14 protein-coding genes and 1 pseudogene are annotated in these 16550 nt (G+C 53.8%); 6 read left to right on the forward strand and 9 right to left on the reverse strand.

Annotated features, from left to right (window positions below):
- Positions 1 to 44 precede the first annotated feature (44 nt).
- The 3 genes from cysH to cysJ form a co-directional block, all read right to left on the reverse strand.
- Positions 45 to 779: a phosphoadenosine phosphosulfate reductase gene (gene cysH / locus BZK42_RS10860; protein ID WP_080859235.1), complete on the reverse strand. Its 735-nt coding sequence runs from the start codon at positions 777 to 779 to the stop codon at positions 45 to 47.
- Positions 780 to 856: 77 nt separating this feature from the next.
- Positions 857 to 2569, reverse strand: a complete 1713-nt coding sequence (gene cysI / locus BZK42_RS10865; RefSeq protein ID WP_046274900.1) for an assimilatory sulfite reductase (NADPH) hemoprotein subunit — start codon at positions 2567 to 2569, stop codon at positions 857 to 859.
- Positions 2569 to 4368, reverse strand: a complete 1800-nt coding sequence (gene cysJ / locus BZK42_RS10870) for an NADPH-dependent assimilatory sulfite reductase flavoprotein subunit (protein WP_080859145.1) — start codon at positions 4366 to 4368, stop codon at positions 2569 to 2571. The genes cysI and cysJ overlap by 1 nt, the downstream gene beginning before the upstream one ends.
- A 305-nt stretch (positions 4369 to 4673) precedes the next feature.
- On the opposite strand from cysJ, the gene queD reads away from it, so the two are divergent.
- The 4 genes from queD to BZK42_RS10890 all read left to right on the forward strand — a co-directional run bounded on the left by queD (position 4674) and on the right by BZK42_RS10890 (position 7232).
- A complete protein-coding gene (gene queD / locus BZK42_RS10875; protein ID WP_016154218.1) occupies positions 4674 to 5036 on the forward strand; it encodes a 6-carboxytetrahydropterin synthase QueD in 363 nt (120 codons plus the stop codon).
- Positions 5037 to 5117: 81 nt separating this feature from the next.
- Positions 5118 to 6389 (forward strand): FAD-dependent oxidoreductase, encoded by a 1272-nt coding sequence (locus BZK42_RS10880; protein WP_080859146.1) that lies wholly within the window; start codon positions 5118 to 5120, stop codon positions 6387 to 6389.
- Positions 6380 to 6640 (forward strand): ferredoxin family protein, encoded by a 261-nt coding sequence (locus BZK42_RS10885; RefSeq protein ID WP_080859147.1) that lies wholly within the window; start codon positions 6380 to 6382, stop codon positions 6638 to 6640. The genes BZK42_RS10880 and BZK42_RS10885 overlap by 10 nt, the downstream gene beginning before the upstream one ends.
- Before the next feature lie 16 nt (positions 6641 to 6656).
- Entirely contained in the window at positions 6657 to 7232 is a 576-nt protein-coding gene (locus BZK42_RS10890) for a glycerol-3-phosphate responsive antiterminator (protein ID WP_016154221.1), read from the forward strand.
- A gap of 50 nt (positions 7233 to 7282) precedes the next feature.
- Here the strand turns inward: BZK42_RS10890 and BZK42_RS10895 are convergent, their stop codons facing one another.
- From BZK42_RS10895 to BZK42_RS10915, 5 genes and pseudogenes are all read right to left on the reverse strand, one after another.
- Positions 7283 to 8137, reverse strand: coding sequence for an electron transfer flavoprotein subunit alpha/FixB family protein (locus BZK42_RS10895; protein WP_080859148.1), 855 nt, complete (start codon positions 8135 to 8137; stop codon positions 7283 to 7285).
- The gene (locus BZK42_RS10900) at positions 8134 to 8916 is read right to left on the reverse strand and encodes an adenine nucleotide alpha hydrolase family protein (protein WP_080859149.1); all 783 of its coding nucleotides are present in this window, start codon (positions 8914 to 8916) and stop codon (positions 8134 to 8136) included. The genes BZK42_RS10895 and BZK42_RS10900 overlap by 4 nt, the downstream gene beginning before the upstream one ends.
- Positions 8894 to 10252 (reverse strand): annotated as a pseudogene (locus BZK42_RS10905) (MFS transporter); the annotation flags it as partial. The gene BZK42_RS10900 and the pseudogene BZK42_RS10905, both read right to left, overlap by 23 nt.
- Before the next feature lie 45 nt (positions 10253 to 10297).
- Positions 10298 to 11752, reverse strand: a complete 1455-nt coding sequence (locus tag BZK42_RS10910) for an FAD-binding oxidoreductase (RefSeq protein ID WP_080859151.1) — start codon at positions 11750 to 11752, stop codon at positions 10298 to 10300.
- 59 nt (positions 11753 to 11811) lie between these two features.
- Positions 11812 to 12597 carry an SDR family oxidoreductase gene (locus tag BZK42_RS10915; RefSeq protein WP_016154226.1) on the reverse strand — a complete coding sequence of 262 codons (786 nt, stop codon included), beginning with the start codon at positions 12595 to 12597 and terminating at the stop codon, positions 11812 to 11814.
- A 318-nt stretch (positions 12598 to 12915) separates the two neighbouring features.
- On the opposite strand from BZK42_RS10915, the gene BZK42_RS10920 reads away from it, so the two are divergent.
- Together BZK42_RS10920 and BZK42_RS10925 are read left to right on the forward strand one after the other, a co-directional pair.
- Positions 12916 to 14214 (forward strand): MFS transporter, encoded by a 1299-nt coding sequence (locus BZK42_RS10920; RefSeq protein ID WP_080859152.1) that lies wholly within the window; start codon positions 12916 to 12918, stop codon positions 14212 to 14214.
- Between the two features lie 26 nt (positions 14215 to 14240).
- Entirely contained in the window at positions 14241 to 15719 is a 1479-nt protein-coding gene (locus BZK42_RS10925) for an FGGY-family carbohydrate kinase (protein WP_080859153.1), read from the forward strand.
- 52 nt (positions 15720 to 15771) lie between these two features.
- On the opposite strand, the gene queE is transcribed toward BZK42_RS10925, so the two are convergent.
- Positions 15772 to 16443, reverse strand: a complete 672-nt coding sequence (gene queE / locus BZK42_RS10930; RefSeq protein ID WP_016154229.1) for a 7-carboxy-7-deazaguanine synthase QueE — start codon at positions 16441 to 16443, stop codon at positions 15772 to 15774.
- Positions 16444 to 16550 lie beyond the last annotated feature (107 nt).

The following is a 16550-nucleotide window of genomic DNA, read 5'->3' on the forward strand; positions in this document are numbered from 1 at the left end:
AGAAGAGGCCCGGTAATATGTAAACATTACCGGGCTTTTATCTTTTACCCTTCATGTAATCCGCACTCGCGCTTCAATCCGAAGAACCGCGTCTCTTCTTCCGCCATACCCGGCTCCCATTTGCGGGTGGTATGGGTATCACCAACTGACAGATAGCCCTGATCCCACAGTGGATGGTATTTCAGGCCGTGCTTTTGCAGATACTGGTAAACGGTACGGTTGTCCCAGTCGATGATCGGCAGCACTTTAAACACGCCGCGCTGGATAGCCAGCACCGGCAAATGCGCCCGACTGCCCGACTGTTCGCGGCGCAGACCGGCAAACCAGGTTTGCGCATTGAGTTCTTTAAGCGCGCGGTTCATCGGCTCGACTTTGTTGATCTCATTGTATTTCTCAATGCCTTCAACGCCCTGCTCCCACAGTTTGCCGTAGCGCGCTTCCTGCCAGGCCGCGCTCTCCTTCGCCCGGTAGACTTGCAGATTAAGCTTGAGCTTGTCCGTTAACTCATCAATAAACTGGTAGGTTTCCGGGAACAAATAGCCGGTATCGGTGAGGATCACCGGGATATCCGGGTGAACCTGATTCACCAGGTGCAGGCTTACTGCCGCCTGGATACCAAAGCTCGATGAGAGCACGTATTCGCCTGGCAGATTCTCCAGCGCCCACGCCACACGATCCTCTGCGCTCAATTTTTCCAGTTGGTCGTTGGTTTGTACCAACGCCATAACGCGTTCAACTTTCGGCAGCGCGTTCAACGCGTTGAGATCGAGTTTGGACATAAATACCTCGCTGTTTACCTTGCCTGATGGCGCTGCGCTTATCAGGCCTACGCGTAGCGCCATCGGGTAATCGGATGTTATTCCCAGAAATCCCGGGCGGGATCGAGCACCGGGCGAATGATGCCCGCACGCACCGTAAAATCACCGAAGCCTTCACCCGCTTCGCGCTCTTTCGCCCAGCGCCCAACCAGTTCGTCAACGGAGTCGAGAATTTCCGATTCCGTAATATTTTCGCGATACATACGCGGAATGCGCGTGCCCATGCGGTTACCGCCAAGGTGTACGTTGTAGCGCCCCGGGGCTTTACCCACCAGGCCCAGTTCCGCCAGCATCGCGCGGCCGCAGCCGTTCGGGCAGCCTGTAACGCGCATCACGATATGCTCGTCAGGAATGCCGTGTTTTTCGAGAATAGCTTCCACTTTATCAGTGAACGATGGCAGGAAACGTTCGGCCTCCGCCATCGCCAGCGGACAGGTCGGGAACGACACGCAGGCCATCGAGTTTTCACGCTGCGGCTTCACCGCATTCATCAATCCGTGATCGCGCGCCAGCTTCTCGATCTTCGCTTTTTGGCTTTCCGGCACACCAGCAATGATCAGGTTCTGGTTGGCGGTGATGCGGAAATCCCCTTTGTGGATCTTCGCGATCTCCAGCAGGCCGGTTTTCAGCGGACGGCCCGGATAATCCAGGATACGGCCGTTTTCAATAAACAGCGTCAGGTGCCAGTTATTGTCGATCCCTTTTACCCATCCAATACGATCGCCGCGACCGGTGAACTCGTACGGGCGGATCGGCTCAAATTTAATACCCGCACGACGCTCCACTTCCTTTTTGAACGTGTCGATACCAACGCGTTCAAGCGTGTATTTAGTTTTGGCGTTTTTACGATCGGTACGGTTACCCCAGTCGCGCTGCGTTGTCACCACAGCTTCTGCTACCGCCAGGGTGTGCTCCAGCGGCAGATAGCCGAACTCGCTCGCGGTGCGGGCGTAGGTTTTCTTATTGCCGTGCTCAATCGACAAACCACCGCCGACCAGCAGGTTAAAGCCCACCAGCTTGCCGTTTTCGGCAATCGCCACGAAGTTCATATCGTTGGCGTGCAGATCGATGTCGTTCTGCGGTGGGATTACGACCGTGGTTTTAAACTTACGCGGCAGATAGGTTTGACCGAGGATCGGCTCTTCGTCGGTGGTCGCTACCTTCTCCTGATCCAGCCAAATTTCTGCATAGGCGCGAGTACGCGGCAGCAGATGTTCGGAGATCTTCTTCGCCCATTCATAGGCTTGGGCGTGCAGCTCAGACTCGTACGGGTTAGAAGTACACAGAACGTTACGGTTCATGTCGTTGGCGGTCGCCAGCGCGTCCAGCCCGACCGAATGCAGCATCTGGTGTACCGGCTTAACGTTCTTCTTCAGAATGCCGTGAAACTGGAAGGTCTGACGGTTGGTCAGACGAATGCTGCCATAAATCGTGTTGTCATGGGCGAACGTGTCGATCGCCTGCCACTGTTTGGTGGTGATCACCCCACCCGGCAGACGGCAGCGCAGCAGCATCGCGTGACGCGGTTCCAGCTTTTGCTCGGCTCGTTCGGCGCGGATATCGCGGTCATCCTGCTGGTACATACCGTGAAAACGGATCAGCAGGAAGTTATCGCCTTTGAAGCCGCCGGTCAGGCCGTCGTTTAAATCTTCGGCAATAGTTCCGCGCAGATAGTTGCTTTCCAGCTTCATACGCTCAGCGTCGGACAGCTTGCCTTCGACCACCAATGGTCCTGGGTATTTTTCGCTCATTAGTAGACATCTCGCTGATAACGGCGCTCAATGCGCAGCTCACTTAAAAATTCATCCGCCGCTTCGATATCCATAGCACCGAATTCGGCAATCACTTCCAACAAAGCCTGCTCAACGTCTTTCGCCATGCGATTGGCGTCGCCGCAGACATAAATGTGGGCACCGTCGTTTATCCAGCGCCACAGTTCCGCACCTTGTTGGCGCAGTTTATCTTGTACGTATATTTTTTCTTTCTGGTCACGGGACCAGGCGAGATCGATGCGGCTCAGTACGCCCTCTTTGACGTAACGCTGCCATTCCACCTGGTACAGGAAATCTTCGGTAAAGTGTGGGTTGCCAAAAAACAGCCAGTTTTTGCCTTCGGCTCCGTCAGCCGCACGCTGCTGCATGAATGCACGGAACGGCGCAATCCCCGTGCCCGGTCCAATCATAATCACCGGTGTCTGCGGGTTAGCCGGCAGGCGGAAGTTATCGTTGTGTTCGATGAACACGCGCACTTCACCCTCTTCTTCCACGCGATCGGCGAGGAAACTGGACGCGCCACCAGCACGGGCACGACCTTCAATGTCATAACGCACCACGCCCACGGTGACGTGCACTTCGCTTTCCACTTCCGCCTGGGAAGAGGCAATAGAATACAAACGCGGCGTCAGCGGGCGCAGAAGATCAACCAACGTTTGGGCGTCCAGTTGCGCTGGGGAGAAGCGCACCATATCGACGATTGGCGTGGTTGCGGCGTAATGCTGCAATTGCGCTTTGTCGCCCACCAGCGGCAGCAGAGAGTCGCTACGGGTTAAAGTGGCATAGTTCTCGACGATATTGCCGGTGTTAACCGTCAGCTCGAAATGCCACTGCAGCGCTTCGGTGAGCGACAGGGTTTTGCCGTCAACCGTGACCGGTTCATCTCCTTTCAGCCACAGCAATTCAACCAGCTCTTTGACCAGCTCAGGATCGTTCTGATACCAGACTCCTAAGGCATCGCCCGGCTGGTAGCGCAGGCCGGAATCGCCGAGATCGATTTCAATATGGCGTACATCTTTTTCCGAGTCGCGACCGGTGATTTTCTGATTCACCGCAAGCGACGCCGTCAGCGGCGCTTCTTTGGTGTACGGACTGGTGTGTACTTCGTTTACCGCACCGCTCGCAGCAACTTGCACAGACGATGCCGCAGGGGCACGCGCTTTCAGGACATCAACCAGACGGGCACGCCATTCGGCTGCCGCGCCCTGGTATTCGACGTCGGCATCCACGCGGTCAAGCAAGCGTTCACCGCCCAGCTCGGCCAGTTTTGCATCGAAGTCTTTTCCTGACTGACAGAAAAACTCGTAAGAAGTGTCACCAAGACCAAACACGGCAAAAGCGGTGTTATCGAGCTTCGGCGCTTTTTTCGAGAACAGGAATTTATGCAACGCTACGGCTTCTTCCGCCGGTTCACCTTCCCCTTGCGTCGACGCCACTACGATCAGCAATTTCTCATTGGCGATTTGTTTGAATTTATAGTCGCCAGCATTGATGAGAGTGACGTTGAGCTTTGCAGCGATCAGATCATCGCGCAGGGCTTCCGCCAAACGACGCGCATTACCGGTTTGCGAGGCGGAGATAAGCGTAATGCCAGGCATTTCAGCAGCAGGCGCAGGAGTCGCCGCATTGCTGCCTGGCTGCTGATTCAGCACGCCCCAAAAATAGCCAGAAACCCACGCAAGCTGTGCGGGAGTGAAATCGGTCGTGGCCGCCTGAAGGCGTGCCAGTTGCTCCGGGTTTAGCGGTAGCAGAGCGGAAGGTGGGGCCTGTGTCGTCATGCGTTGTCATGTTCCAGTAAGCAAAGCGGATTTCAGCAATAAAACCCAAACTGAAGATAAGGTTAGCGGCGGGGATAGTAACAATTAAAGAAGGGATAGAAATAACAAATAACCAAATGAACTAACCTGTTTTAGTTATAGTTATTAACAGCAAAACAGATTGGATAACTATATGATATATCAATAATTATTAAATACTGCCATCATGAATAGGTCGTTCTGATACTCAGCGCCCTTTTAACTAATGATAAAATTCGCTCTTTACGGTACCCTACGGCGGTTTTTCGCATTCTTGAGAGTAAAAAATGTCCACCACCTTGTTTAAAGATTTCACCTTCGAAGCCGCTCACCGCCTGCCGCATGTACCGGAAGGGCATAAGTGTGGCCGCCTGCATGGTCACTCATTTATGGTGCGTCTTGAAATTACCGGTGAAGTCGATCCGCATACCGGTTGGATCATGGATTTTTCTGAGTTAAAAGCCGCGTTTAAGCCAACTTACAACAGACTCGATCACTACTATCTGAACGATATTCCTGGCTTAGAAAACCCAACCAGTGAAGTTCTGGCCAAATGGATTTGGGATCAGGTTAAACCGGTTGTCCCTCTGCTGAGTGCCGTAATGGTGAAAGAGACCTGCACAGCAGGCTGCGTGTATCGCGGGGAATGATTGTATCGTCTGTGGCGACGGTCAATTTTCCTTAACTAACACTCTGTTAGGGTTATGTGCTCTGGATATCTGGAGCACAACATGTCTGACGATTTCGATATTATTATTATCGGTGCAGGGATAGCGGGCACCGCTTGTGCTTTACGCTGCGTGCGAGCAGGACTGTCAGTTTTGCTTATTGAACGCGGCGAGCTTCCCGGCAGTAAAAACCTTTCCGGCGGGCGTCTGTATACTCACGCGCTCGGTGAACTTCTTCCCCACTTCCAACATTCAGCCCCACTTGAACGCCGAATTACCCAGGAAAATCTCTCGCTGTTGACTCGCGATGGCGCAACGACGTACTCCAGCCTGCAACCGGAGGGAGACTCATGGAGCCTGCTGCGCGCCCGCTTCGACCCGTGGTTTGTCGCCCAGGCCGAGGCCGAAGGCGTACAGTTTATCAGCGGTGTGACGGTCGAGGCGCTCCATATCGAAGAGGGCAGAGTCTGCGGCGTTATTGCCGATAACGAGACGCTGTACGCCCGTTATGTGGTACTGGCGGAAGGAGCAAACAGCGTGCTGGCAGAGCGTTATGGATTCCTGCCGCGTCCCTCGACAGCCGCAATGGCATTAGGCATTAAAGAGACTTTGGCGCTGGATAAATCGTTACTTGAGGAACGTTTCCGCTTATCCAATGACGAAGGCGCGGCAATGCTGTTTAGTGGCAATATTTGTGGCGAGCTTCCCGGCGGCGCGTTTCTCTATACCAATCAAGATACGCTCTCTCTGGGCGTGGTTTGTCCGCTCTCCTCTTTGGCACAGAGCGATGTCCCGGCGGCTGAACTGCTGGAGCGGCTCAAGACGCATCCGGCGTTACATCCGCTCCTCAGGGGCAGTGAAACGCTGGAATATGGCGCACATCTGGTACCAGAAGGCGGCCTGCACAGCCTGCCCGTACAGTACGCCGGAGACGGCTGGCTGCTGGTGGGTGATGCGCTGCGCAGTTGTGTGAATACTGGTTTCTCCGTTCGCGGCATGGATATGGCGCTCATTGGTGCTCAGGCTGCGGCGCAAACATTGATTAACGCCTGCCGGAAACGCGAGCCGCAAAATCTGTTTCCGGCTTATCACCACGACATCCAGCACAGCCTGCTGTGGGACGTTCTGCAACGTTACCGGGATGTTCCGGCGTTGCTCCAGCGCCCCGGATGGTATCGCCAATGGCCCATGTTGATGGAGGCTATTTCCCGTGAAATCTGGCATCAGGGCGACCGCCCGGTAGCCCCGCTGCGCCAGATTGTCTGGCGTCAGTTTCGTCGTCACGGCCTGCGTCATCTGGCAGGCGATATCATCAGGAGCTTACGATGTCTGTAGCCCGTAACGTCTGGCGTCCCGCCGACATTTCACATATCGTTCCTGCGACCGTTGTTGACAGCAAAACGGCAGAACGGTTGATCGCATCCTGCCCCGCCGGACTGTTTTCTCTTACGGCGGAAGGTGAGCTACGGGTCAACTTTCGCGGCTGCCTGGAGTGTGGCACCTGTCGACTGCTGTGTGATGAAAAAACGCTGCAACAGTGGCGCTACCCCGCGTCCGGCTTTGGCATCACTTACCGATTTGGATAATTTAATAGGATAATTTATGCCCCTGTTACACCTGCTCCGCCAGAATCCGGTCATTGCCGCGGTGAAAGACAACGCCAGTCTGCAATTAGCCATCGATTCCGAATGCCAGTTCATCTCTGTTTTGTACGGCAATATCTGCACCATCAGCCATATCGTGAAGAAGATTAAAACTGCCGGTAAATACGCATTTATCCACGTTGATCTGCTGGAGGGCGCGTCTAATAAAGAGGTGGTGATCCAGTTTCTGAAGCTGGTCACCGAGGCCGACGGCATCATCAGTACCAAAGCGTCGATGCTGAAAGCGGCGCGGGCAGAGGGCTTTTTCTGTATTCATCGCCTGTTTATCGTCGACTCCATCTCCTTTCACAACATTGATAAGCAGGTCGCACAGTCAAACCCGGACTGTATTGAGATACTACCGGGATGCATGCCGAAAGTGCTGGGATGGGTGACGGAAAAAATACGCCAGCCGTTGATTGCCGGTGGTCTGGTTTGCGATGAAGAGGACGCCCGCAATGCGATGAAAGCCGGTGTGGCGGCGCTTTCAACTACCAACACCGACGTCTGGACGTTAGCGAAAAAGCTGCATTAACCCGAGCCGCCGGATAGCGGTGTAAACACCTGATCCGGCCTCCCCCTGGATTAATTTTCTGCGATGGCTGCCAACGCCTCCAGCACCGGCAGCCAGTCATCCACAATGCCGACATCCGCCTGTGAAAAGACCGGCGCTCTGGCGTCACTGTTTATCGCCACCACAAACCTGCTCTGACGAACCCCAGCCATTAGCGCCGCCGCGCCGGACGCTCCCGCCACAATGCAGACATCCGGCGCAAGCAGATGTCCCGATATCCCTATCACGCGCTCAGCATCAAAGCCGCCATTCATCACCCGTGCACGGCTGTATCCCACTTCGGCACCAAACTCCTTACCAAGAGCGGTAATTTTTTCGGCATCGGCGTCACTTCTTCCCTGCCCTACCACCAGCACACGCCCGGCCTGCAACAAAGGATGAGCTGTAACACGGTCGATGCTTTCTACGCTATCCAGCCAGCCCGGAGGTGTGGTAGGGGCAATCCGGCGCTCCACCATCGCTGGCAACACATTGCCCGACGCGCTCGTTTCCGGTTGTCGCGCCAGTGAAAGGCACAAGGGACGCGCGGTGATTTGTAGCCGGGCAGTCAGCGCATTCCCCCAGTGGGATTTCGTCACCAGCCCCTGTTGCGCATCCAGCGTCTGCACCTGGCAAACGCTGCCGCCATGCAGACGCCAGGCCAGCCGCGTCGCAAGCTCATCCCCCAGCGCACCCGCCGGAAAAATCAGGATGTCGGCTGGCGTCAGCAACCACTGCGCCGCCAGCGCGTCCAGCACCTGCTCCGCCACGTCCGGCATCGGGTCGAGCGTCCAGCGTTCCAGTTCTGCTGCATTAAGCGCGTTTTCTGCAATCCAGCCTGCCAGTGCAGCGCATTCACCCGATTCCGTAATCACAACGATCTTCATGGCTGCATCCTCTGGCGCAAATAATCATTCCACAATATCCGCGCTTTTTCCTGCGCCGTCGCGCCGTCGATAAGCGTGGCGCTGCGCCGCTGCGCCGGTCGCGCCAGCTTCTGACATTGCACGTTCGGAGTTTCATCACTGGACGCAGGCTGACGTAAAATTGCCGCTTTTGCCGCCGCCAGACGCTGACGCATTCCGGGGACGGGAAGCGCAACTTCACCACATTGCCTGACGGCAATTACAGCCGGAAGCCGCACCCGGCAGCGGCGCAACCCGGTCGCCGTTCGTTGCTCGACAACAACAAAAGGCGGCGTCAGCGTAAAACGCTCCACCTGGGTAAAGCAGGGCCAGGCCAACATTTCAGCCATCAGAAATGGCGTTTGCCCGTTCTGCCCTTCGCTACTCTGACAGCCGGTGATAATCAAATCCGCACTGTGATGACGCTGCCAGTCAGTTATTTGCCGGGCAATGAATTCCGGCGCAAAGCGCAGATCCGCCGTCGTTTCCAGCAACACCGGCTTATCAAAACCCAGCGCGGCAAAATAGCGCAACCAATGAATAGCACGCTCATCGCTAATGCTTAGCGCGGTTAACGTCATATCACAACCTTCACGACGTTGCGCCAGCAGTAATGCCGCAGCCGCCTGCTCATCGGCACCAGGAGAACAGCGCAGCAGCGCGGTGTCCGGGCCACGGGTATCTTCCGTCGCCGCCAGCCAGTCTTTTTCCGCCAACATGCCGGAGTCTGGTTCGGCCTTAAACGCGAACAGAATGTTCATGTGCTCCTCCCTGTCTTTTCTCCACGCTTCCGGCCGCCACCAGCGGCAATGCCTTCGTTTCCGGTGCCCATAGCCAGGTCACCACAAATCCAATGAGGAGCACGCCAGCCAGCAGCAGCAGCGTGACCTGCATCCCCCATTGCGCCAGCGTCCAGGGCAGCAGGCCGGTGCTGATTGCTGCGCCCAATCTGCTCATCGACGTCGCAAAACCCACGCCCAGCGAACGGATATCCGTCGGGAAGCTTTCAGCAGGCAGGATCCCTACCAGATTACTGACCGCAGAAATTGTGGTGCTGAACAGGACAAAAAGCAGCAGCGTCAACGAGCTACCAGATGGCAGAAAAGCCATCACCACCAGCGTGGCAGCCAACAGAAAAAAACTCCCAAGCAGAAACCGGCGGTGCGCCAGCAGATGTGTTAATACCAGCCCCAGCAGTGCGCCAACGATTAACAACGCATTCAGCAGCAGGCTGGCGGTGAGCGCATCCTCCAGGCCGAGGGTCCCGGCAATGGTAGGCAGCCAGGTGTAGATAACAAACCAGGGGATCACCAGACAAACAAAAAACACGCTGTTAAACGCGGTTCGCCGCCAGTAGAGAGGGGAAAAGAGCGTTTTGATGTGCTTTCCGGAGGCCGCAGAAACCTCGTCGCCGAGCAATACGTGCGGCCCAAGATAGCGGTGAACAATAGCGTGGGCTTCCGCGAAACGCCCCTGGCGCAGCAGCCAGCGAGGCGATTCCGGCGTCCCCCAGCGAAGCAGGGTAATCAATAGTGCGGGCAGCGCCGCCGACGCCAGCAGCCAGCGCCAGGCATCCGGGCTTTCGGTAATAAAATAGTGCCCCGCCAGGCTTGCCAGCACATAGCCGATGGTCCATACCACGCTAAAAGCCCCCAGCAACACTCCCCGATGTCGTCGTGGAGAAAATTCGGCCAACAGAGTGTGCCCTACGGAATAATCGCCTCCCAGCCCAATCCCAATCAGAATACGTAACACAATGAGCTGCTCTGGCGAAGTGGCGAAAAGCTGTAAAAAAGAGGCGATAGTGATCAGCACAAAGCTGAAAGTGAAGATCTTCTGTCGACCAATGTGGTCTGAAATCCAGCCCAACACCAGACTACCGAGAAACAACCCGAGCAGCGCCGAGCCGCCAATCATCCCGGTCATAAACGGCGTGAGCTGCATGGCAGGTGTTAACTGAATAATGGCATAGCCGACAACGCCAAGAACATAGCCGTCGGTAAGGTGAGCACCAAAGGTCAAGGCGGCAATACGACAGTGAAAACCGTTAAGCGGTAAATCGTCCATTCGCACCGGTGAAGTGTTCATTTCTACCCCTGTCCGGTAAAATTGTGGCTTCCCGGTCAGGAAGCCAGCTGATGTTTATTTCTCAATCGGGTAGATCGTTCCCGTGTTCATAATGCCGTTTGGATCAAACTGACGTTTCAGACCTTCCAGCAGCGGCCACGCGCTGCCATGTTCCAGCTTGCTCCAGTGAACACGATGCTTGCCGATGCCGTGGTGATGCACCATTGAGCCGCCAAGACGGATCGTCTCTTCGCAAATAATCTTGTTAAGCGGGTTGTGGTACTTATCAATCTCCTCTTCCGGCTTGCAGTCCACCACGTTGTAGTCATACACAAAGTACATGTTGGTACCGTTGATATAACTATGGGAAGAGTGACCGCCCAGCATGGTGATGTCATCCGCGTGTGGGAATTCAGTGCGGATACGATGGATCACGTTTTCGTAAATTTGATGGATGCAGCTCCAGCTGCCGGAAACTTCCGTCGTAAAGCCCATATTGCCGGTTTTCAGGATCTGTACGCGTTCAGCAGCCACTTTTTCCGGGCCCCAGTTCAGATGGTTAAACCAGCTCTCAATCAGCTTGCTGTCCACACGCTTACACTGTGGATAACGCGCGACGATCTCCGCAATGCCCTCGCCAGTGGCTTGCGCCATTCGCGGATTGCCCTCAGCCATGAAGATCAGCACGCATTTCCCGTCAGCAAAATGAGTGAAGTGCTGGGTGCCATCCTCGGCGTCATACAGGCGTGCAATCGAAGGACGGTAGCCTTCCACCATCACTTCACGCAGGATATCGAAACCGATTTTCATATCGTCCAGAATGTAGCCGTAAAAAAGGTTATTTTCCGGCGTGAACTTGAAGATTTTCACCGTCACTTCAGTGATATAGCACAGCGCGCCTTCGTTCCCAATGATGATGTGGCGAATGTCCGGCCCGGCAGCCCGGCGTGGCACGTTCTTGATGCGGGTTACCGTGCCGTCCGGCAACACCGCCTCCAGCCCCACGACCATATCTTCAATGGCACCGTAAAGAGTGGAGAACTGCCCGATGCTGCGGGTTGCAACCAGGCCGCCCATCTGCGCCAGCGGCTTAGACTGCGGCGAATGCCCGGTGGTATATCCTTTTTCGCGCAATGCATTTTCCAGAATCTCAAGCGGAACGCCGCATTGAGCGGTCGCCTGCATATTTTCAATATCAATGCTCAGGATCTGGTTCATCCCTGCCCCGTCCAGCACCACGGAGTCTTTAACCACCGTTTCCAGCCCCCCTTCCGTCGCGGATGCGCCGGTACGCGGAACTCCATTGATTTTATGGTGGTTCATAAACGCCAGAACGCGGGAAACCTGGTCTGTCGAACCGAGTTTTACCACTGCCGCCGGAATGGGTAGTGTATAAATACCGTGAATGTCGGCATATTTACGAAAGCGGTCAATACTGTTTTTCTTTAATACCGTTTCATCGGTAATTACGCGTTCGGACCCAACAATTTCTTTTAACTGGTCAACAATCGCTTCGCGAGATAAAGGCATAGCTATTCCTTCCTGATAATTAGCAGAACAATTAATAATACAGAAACTATAGGTAGATATTAGCGAACTAAATAACCGCCATCGACGACCAGTAAATGACCGTTAACATAATTAGAAGCCTGACTAGCAAGGAATATCGCAGCCCCCATTAAATCCTGGGTATCGCCCCAACGATTAGCCGGGATATGATCCAATACGCGCTGATTTGTTTCCGGATTGCTGCGCGTAGCCAGCGTAATATCCGTTGCATAATATCCCGGTGCGATACCGTTAACCTGAATATTATATTGCCCCAATTCATCGCAATACGCCTTGGTAAAACCGGCAAGCGCATGTTTGGTTGCTGAATAAGCCGGAGACCACTGTCCGCCAAGATAAGAGAACAAAGAACAGATATTTATAATTTTACCGCTGTTTTGCGGAATCATAATTTTTGCCGCTTCGTAGCTCAGTTCAAACGCTGCCGTTAGGTTGACGTCAATCATCGGATCCCAGTCCGCACGACCAAAGTCCAATACCTTATTCAGCTTACAAATTCCGGCGTTGTTCACCAGAATATCAACGGTGCCAAAACGCTCGCAGCAGGCGGCAATAATCTTCTGCGGGGCACCTTTCTCGGTGATATCCACCTGCATGAATTCAACTTCAACACCCTGTTTCTCAATGATTTCCTTCGTTTCACCATTATCTTTTACAAAACTTGGGATAAACAGATTCGCCCCGGCTTTCGCCAACGCCATCGCAAAAGCCTGACCCAGACCGCTGTTGCCACCCGTTACGATCGCCGTTTTCCCTTTCAGGGAGAAAAAATTCATTGAGAATGCATTGAGAGATTCGATTGACATAGCTGGCTCCAAATTCCTTTAGGCAAAAAAAAAGAAAGGCAACTTCCCCCGCCAGGGGGAAGTCACCTTTCTCATTATCTCTGGTAACTGGAATGAATTTTTAGCATAACGAGAAAATATCTAACGTGATCAAAATCACAGATGTTTTGTTCATTTTGTATTGATGACTAAAAACAAGAAGCGTGATTATTCTCACACTATAACCCACACTTCCATGTTATTTCTAAGCGCAATTACTAGAGACCTGAGAAAAGTAATCCACCTGAAAGGGCGGTTTACTTTTCTCTTTTTTTTGTCTGCATAAAATGAGAGCCCGATATGCAACAATCCTCATATCACCGTTGGATAACACTCGCCATTATTAGTTTCAGCGGTGGCGTTAGTTTTGATTTAGCCTATTTACGTTATATCTATCAAATTCCCATGGCAAAATTCATGGGATTTAGCAATACCGAAATTGGATTAATAATGAGTACCTTTGGCGTTGCCGCTATTATTCTGTATGCGCCCAGCGGCGTTATTGCCGATAAATTCTCCCATCGCAAAATGATCACCTCAGCCATGATAATTACCGGCTTGCTCGGTCTGCTGATGATGACCTATCCACCGCTGTGGGTCATGCTCTGTATTCAGGTCGCCTTTGCCATCACGACAATCCTGATGCTGTGGTCGGTATCAATTAAAGCCGCCTCGCTGCTGGGGGATCACAGTGAACAAGGGAAAATCATGGGCTGGATGGAAGGCCTGCGCGGCGTCGGCGTCATGTCGCTGGCGGTATTTACCATGTGGGTCTTTTCTCGCTTCGCACCGGATGACAGCAACAGCCTGAAGGCCGTGATCCTGATTTATAGCGTGGTTTACATCCTGTTGGGAATTTTGTGCTGGTTCTTCGTGAACGATGGCAACAGCCGCAGCCACGGTGCGAAAGAAGATAAGCAGGCGTTTCAGCTCAAAGATATCATCGCCGTGCTGCGTATCAGCACCACCTGGTATTGCAGCATGGTTATTTTTGGCGTCTTTACGATCTACGCCATTCTCAGCTACTCCACCAACTATCTGACTGAAATGTACGGCATGTCGCTGGTCGCGGCGAGCTACATGGGGATCGTCATCAACAAGATCTTCCGGGCTATCTGTGGGCCGCTGGGCGGTATCATCACCACCTACAGCAAAATTAAGTCGCCAACGCGCGTGGTGCAACTGCTTTCAATTGTCGGCGCCGCTGCGCTGATTGCCCTGCTGGTGACGAACTCAAATCCGCAGTCCGTGGTTATGGGGATCGGCCTGATTCTGCTGCTGGGCTTCACCTGCTACGCCTCGCGCGGGCTTTACTGGGCCTGTCCCGGCGAGGCCAGAACCCCTTCTTACATCATGGGAACCACAGTAGGGATCTGCTCGGTGATCGGTTTTCTGCCCGACGTGTTCGTCTATCCGATTGTCGGCCACTGGCAGGATACGCTCCCGGCGGCACAAGCCTATCGCAATATGTGGCTGATGGGGCTGGCGGCGCTGTGCATGGTCATCCTCTTCACGTTCTTATTGTTTCGCAAAATTCGCACCAATAACGCCGCACCGGAAAAGATGACATCACTGGCCGCGGAAACCTCCGGCGAGTGAAGATGGAAAATTAAAGGAGAATGACAATGTCAAAGAAATACATCATTGGAATTGATGGTGGAAGTCAGAGTACCAAGGTTGTGATGTACGATCTGGAAGGGAACGTGGTGTGTGAAGGAAAAGGGCTCCTGCAACCCATGTTTACCCCTGACGCCGATACGGCGGAACATCCCGATGACGATTTATGGACGTCGTTGTGTTTTGCCGCCAGGGATTTAATGAGCCAGTTCGCAGGAGACAAAAAAGACATTGTCGGGATTGGTCTGGGCTCCATTCGCTGCTGTCGCGCATTGCTCAAGGCCGACGGCACGCCCGCTGCCCCATTGATTAGCTGGCAGGACGCGCGCGTCACCCGCCCCTATGAGCACGCCAATCCTGATGTGGCTTACGTCACCTCATTTTCGGGTTATTTGTCACATCGCTTAACCGGTGAATTTAAAGACAATATCGCCAACTACTTTGGTCAGTGGCCGGTGGATTACAAAACCTGGTCATGGAGCGACGACGCTGAGGTGGTGAAGAAATTCAATATCCCGCGCAGGATGCTGTTTGAGGTACAGATGCCGGGAACCGTGCTCGGACACCTGACCGACGCTGCGGCGAAGGCAACAAGCTTCCCCGCCGGATTACCGGTTGTTTGCACCACCTGCGATAAACCGGTAGAAGCCCTGGGCGCAGGATTGCTGGACGACGAAACGGCGGTTATCTCATTAGGCACCTATATCGCCCTGATGATGAACGGCAAAGCCCTGCCCAAAGATCCGGTCGCTTACTGGCCGATTATGTCTTCAATTCCGCAAACCCTGCTCTACGAAGGCTATGGCATTCGTAAAGGGATGTGGACGGTCAGCTGGCTGCGGGATATGTTGGGGGAATCGCTGATCCAGGATGCGAAAGCGCAGGATCTGTCGCCGGAAGATTTGCTGAATAAGAAAGCGGCCAGCGTACCGCCAGGCTGTAATGGCCTGATGACCGTCCTGGACTGGCTGACCAATCCCTGGGAACCGTTCAAACGTGGGATCATGATTGGCTTTGACTCCAGCATGGACTACGCATGGATTTACCGCTCTATTCTGGAAAGCGTTGCGCTGACGCTGAAAAACAATTACGACAATATGTGTAATGAAATGAATCACTTCGCTAAACAAGTGATCATTACGGGCGGTGGTTCAAACAGCGATCTATTCATGCAAATTTTTGCCGACGTGTTCAATCTTCCAGCAAGACGGAATGCCATTAACGGTTGCGCCAGCCTGGGCGCGGCCATTAACACGGCGGTAGGGCTTGGTCTCTATCCGAACTATGAGACCGCGATAGAAAAAATGGTTCGGGTGAAAGATGTATTCACACCAATAGAAAGCAACGCCAGACGCTATGACGCGCTGAACAAAGGGATTTTCCGCGATTTAACCCAGCACACCGATGTGATCCTGAAAAAGTCGTATGAAGTGTTGCATGGCGGCCTGGATAACGTTAATTCGATTCAGAGCTGGTCTAACGCATAAGGTTGTCCGGCCTGCATGTAGCACTCAATGCAGGCCGATAACCCCATTATCATCAGGCAATATTCAGATATTTATGGGTCTGCATCGACAGACGCCAGTTACGCGCAATACAGGTATCAATACACAAACGCGTGGCATCTTCTTTCTGGCTGATTGGCTGTAAGGCGATGATACGCGGTTTGTCGTCGCTCAACGTAGCCAGCAGTTCATCCAGCGCTTCAATATCGCGAACGCGACCAACCGGATGTTTGATTTCATTCGCACGCTCCAACGCCTGCGACAGCACATCATAACCGCCGCGCATATTCACCTTCGGCGATACGGTCACCCAGGTATTCGGCGTACAGCGCACTTCGTGGGTACCGCTGGTTTCAATCTGGCAGCTAAAGCCGTTCTTTTCCAGCAGGTCTGTCAGCGGCATCAGGTCATGAATGCAGGGCTCGCCACCGGTTATCACCACGTGACGGGCGGTATAGCCCTGACGCACAATGACCGCCAGCAGATCCTCGCTGCTCGCCGCGCCCCATTTATCGCTCTCTTTGGTCTTAGCCAGGATGCTGTACAGGGAGACTTCCCGATCCTCAAGCTTATCCCAGGTGTGTTTGGTATCGCACCAGGCACAGCCAACCGGGCATCCCTGTAAACGAATAAAAATGGCGGGGACGCCGGTAAAGTAACCCTCACCTTGCAGGGTCTGGAACATCTCGTTAATCGGGTACTGCATAGTCATCTCTGTGAGGGGGATAAAGCATAAGTATCGCAGATTTCGGTCATCAGGTCATGTACGGGAGCCGCCGCGCCTCTGTGGCTTCAGGTGCTGTCGCCAGCGGT

The sequence above is a fragment of the Citrobacter braakii genome (genome assembly GCF_002075345.1).
In the GTDB taxonomy this organism is placed as follows: domain Bacteria; phylum Pseudomonadota; class Gammaproteobacteria; order Enterobacterales; family Enterobacteriaceae; genus Citrobacter; species Citrobacter braakii.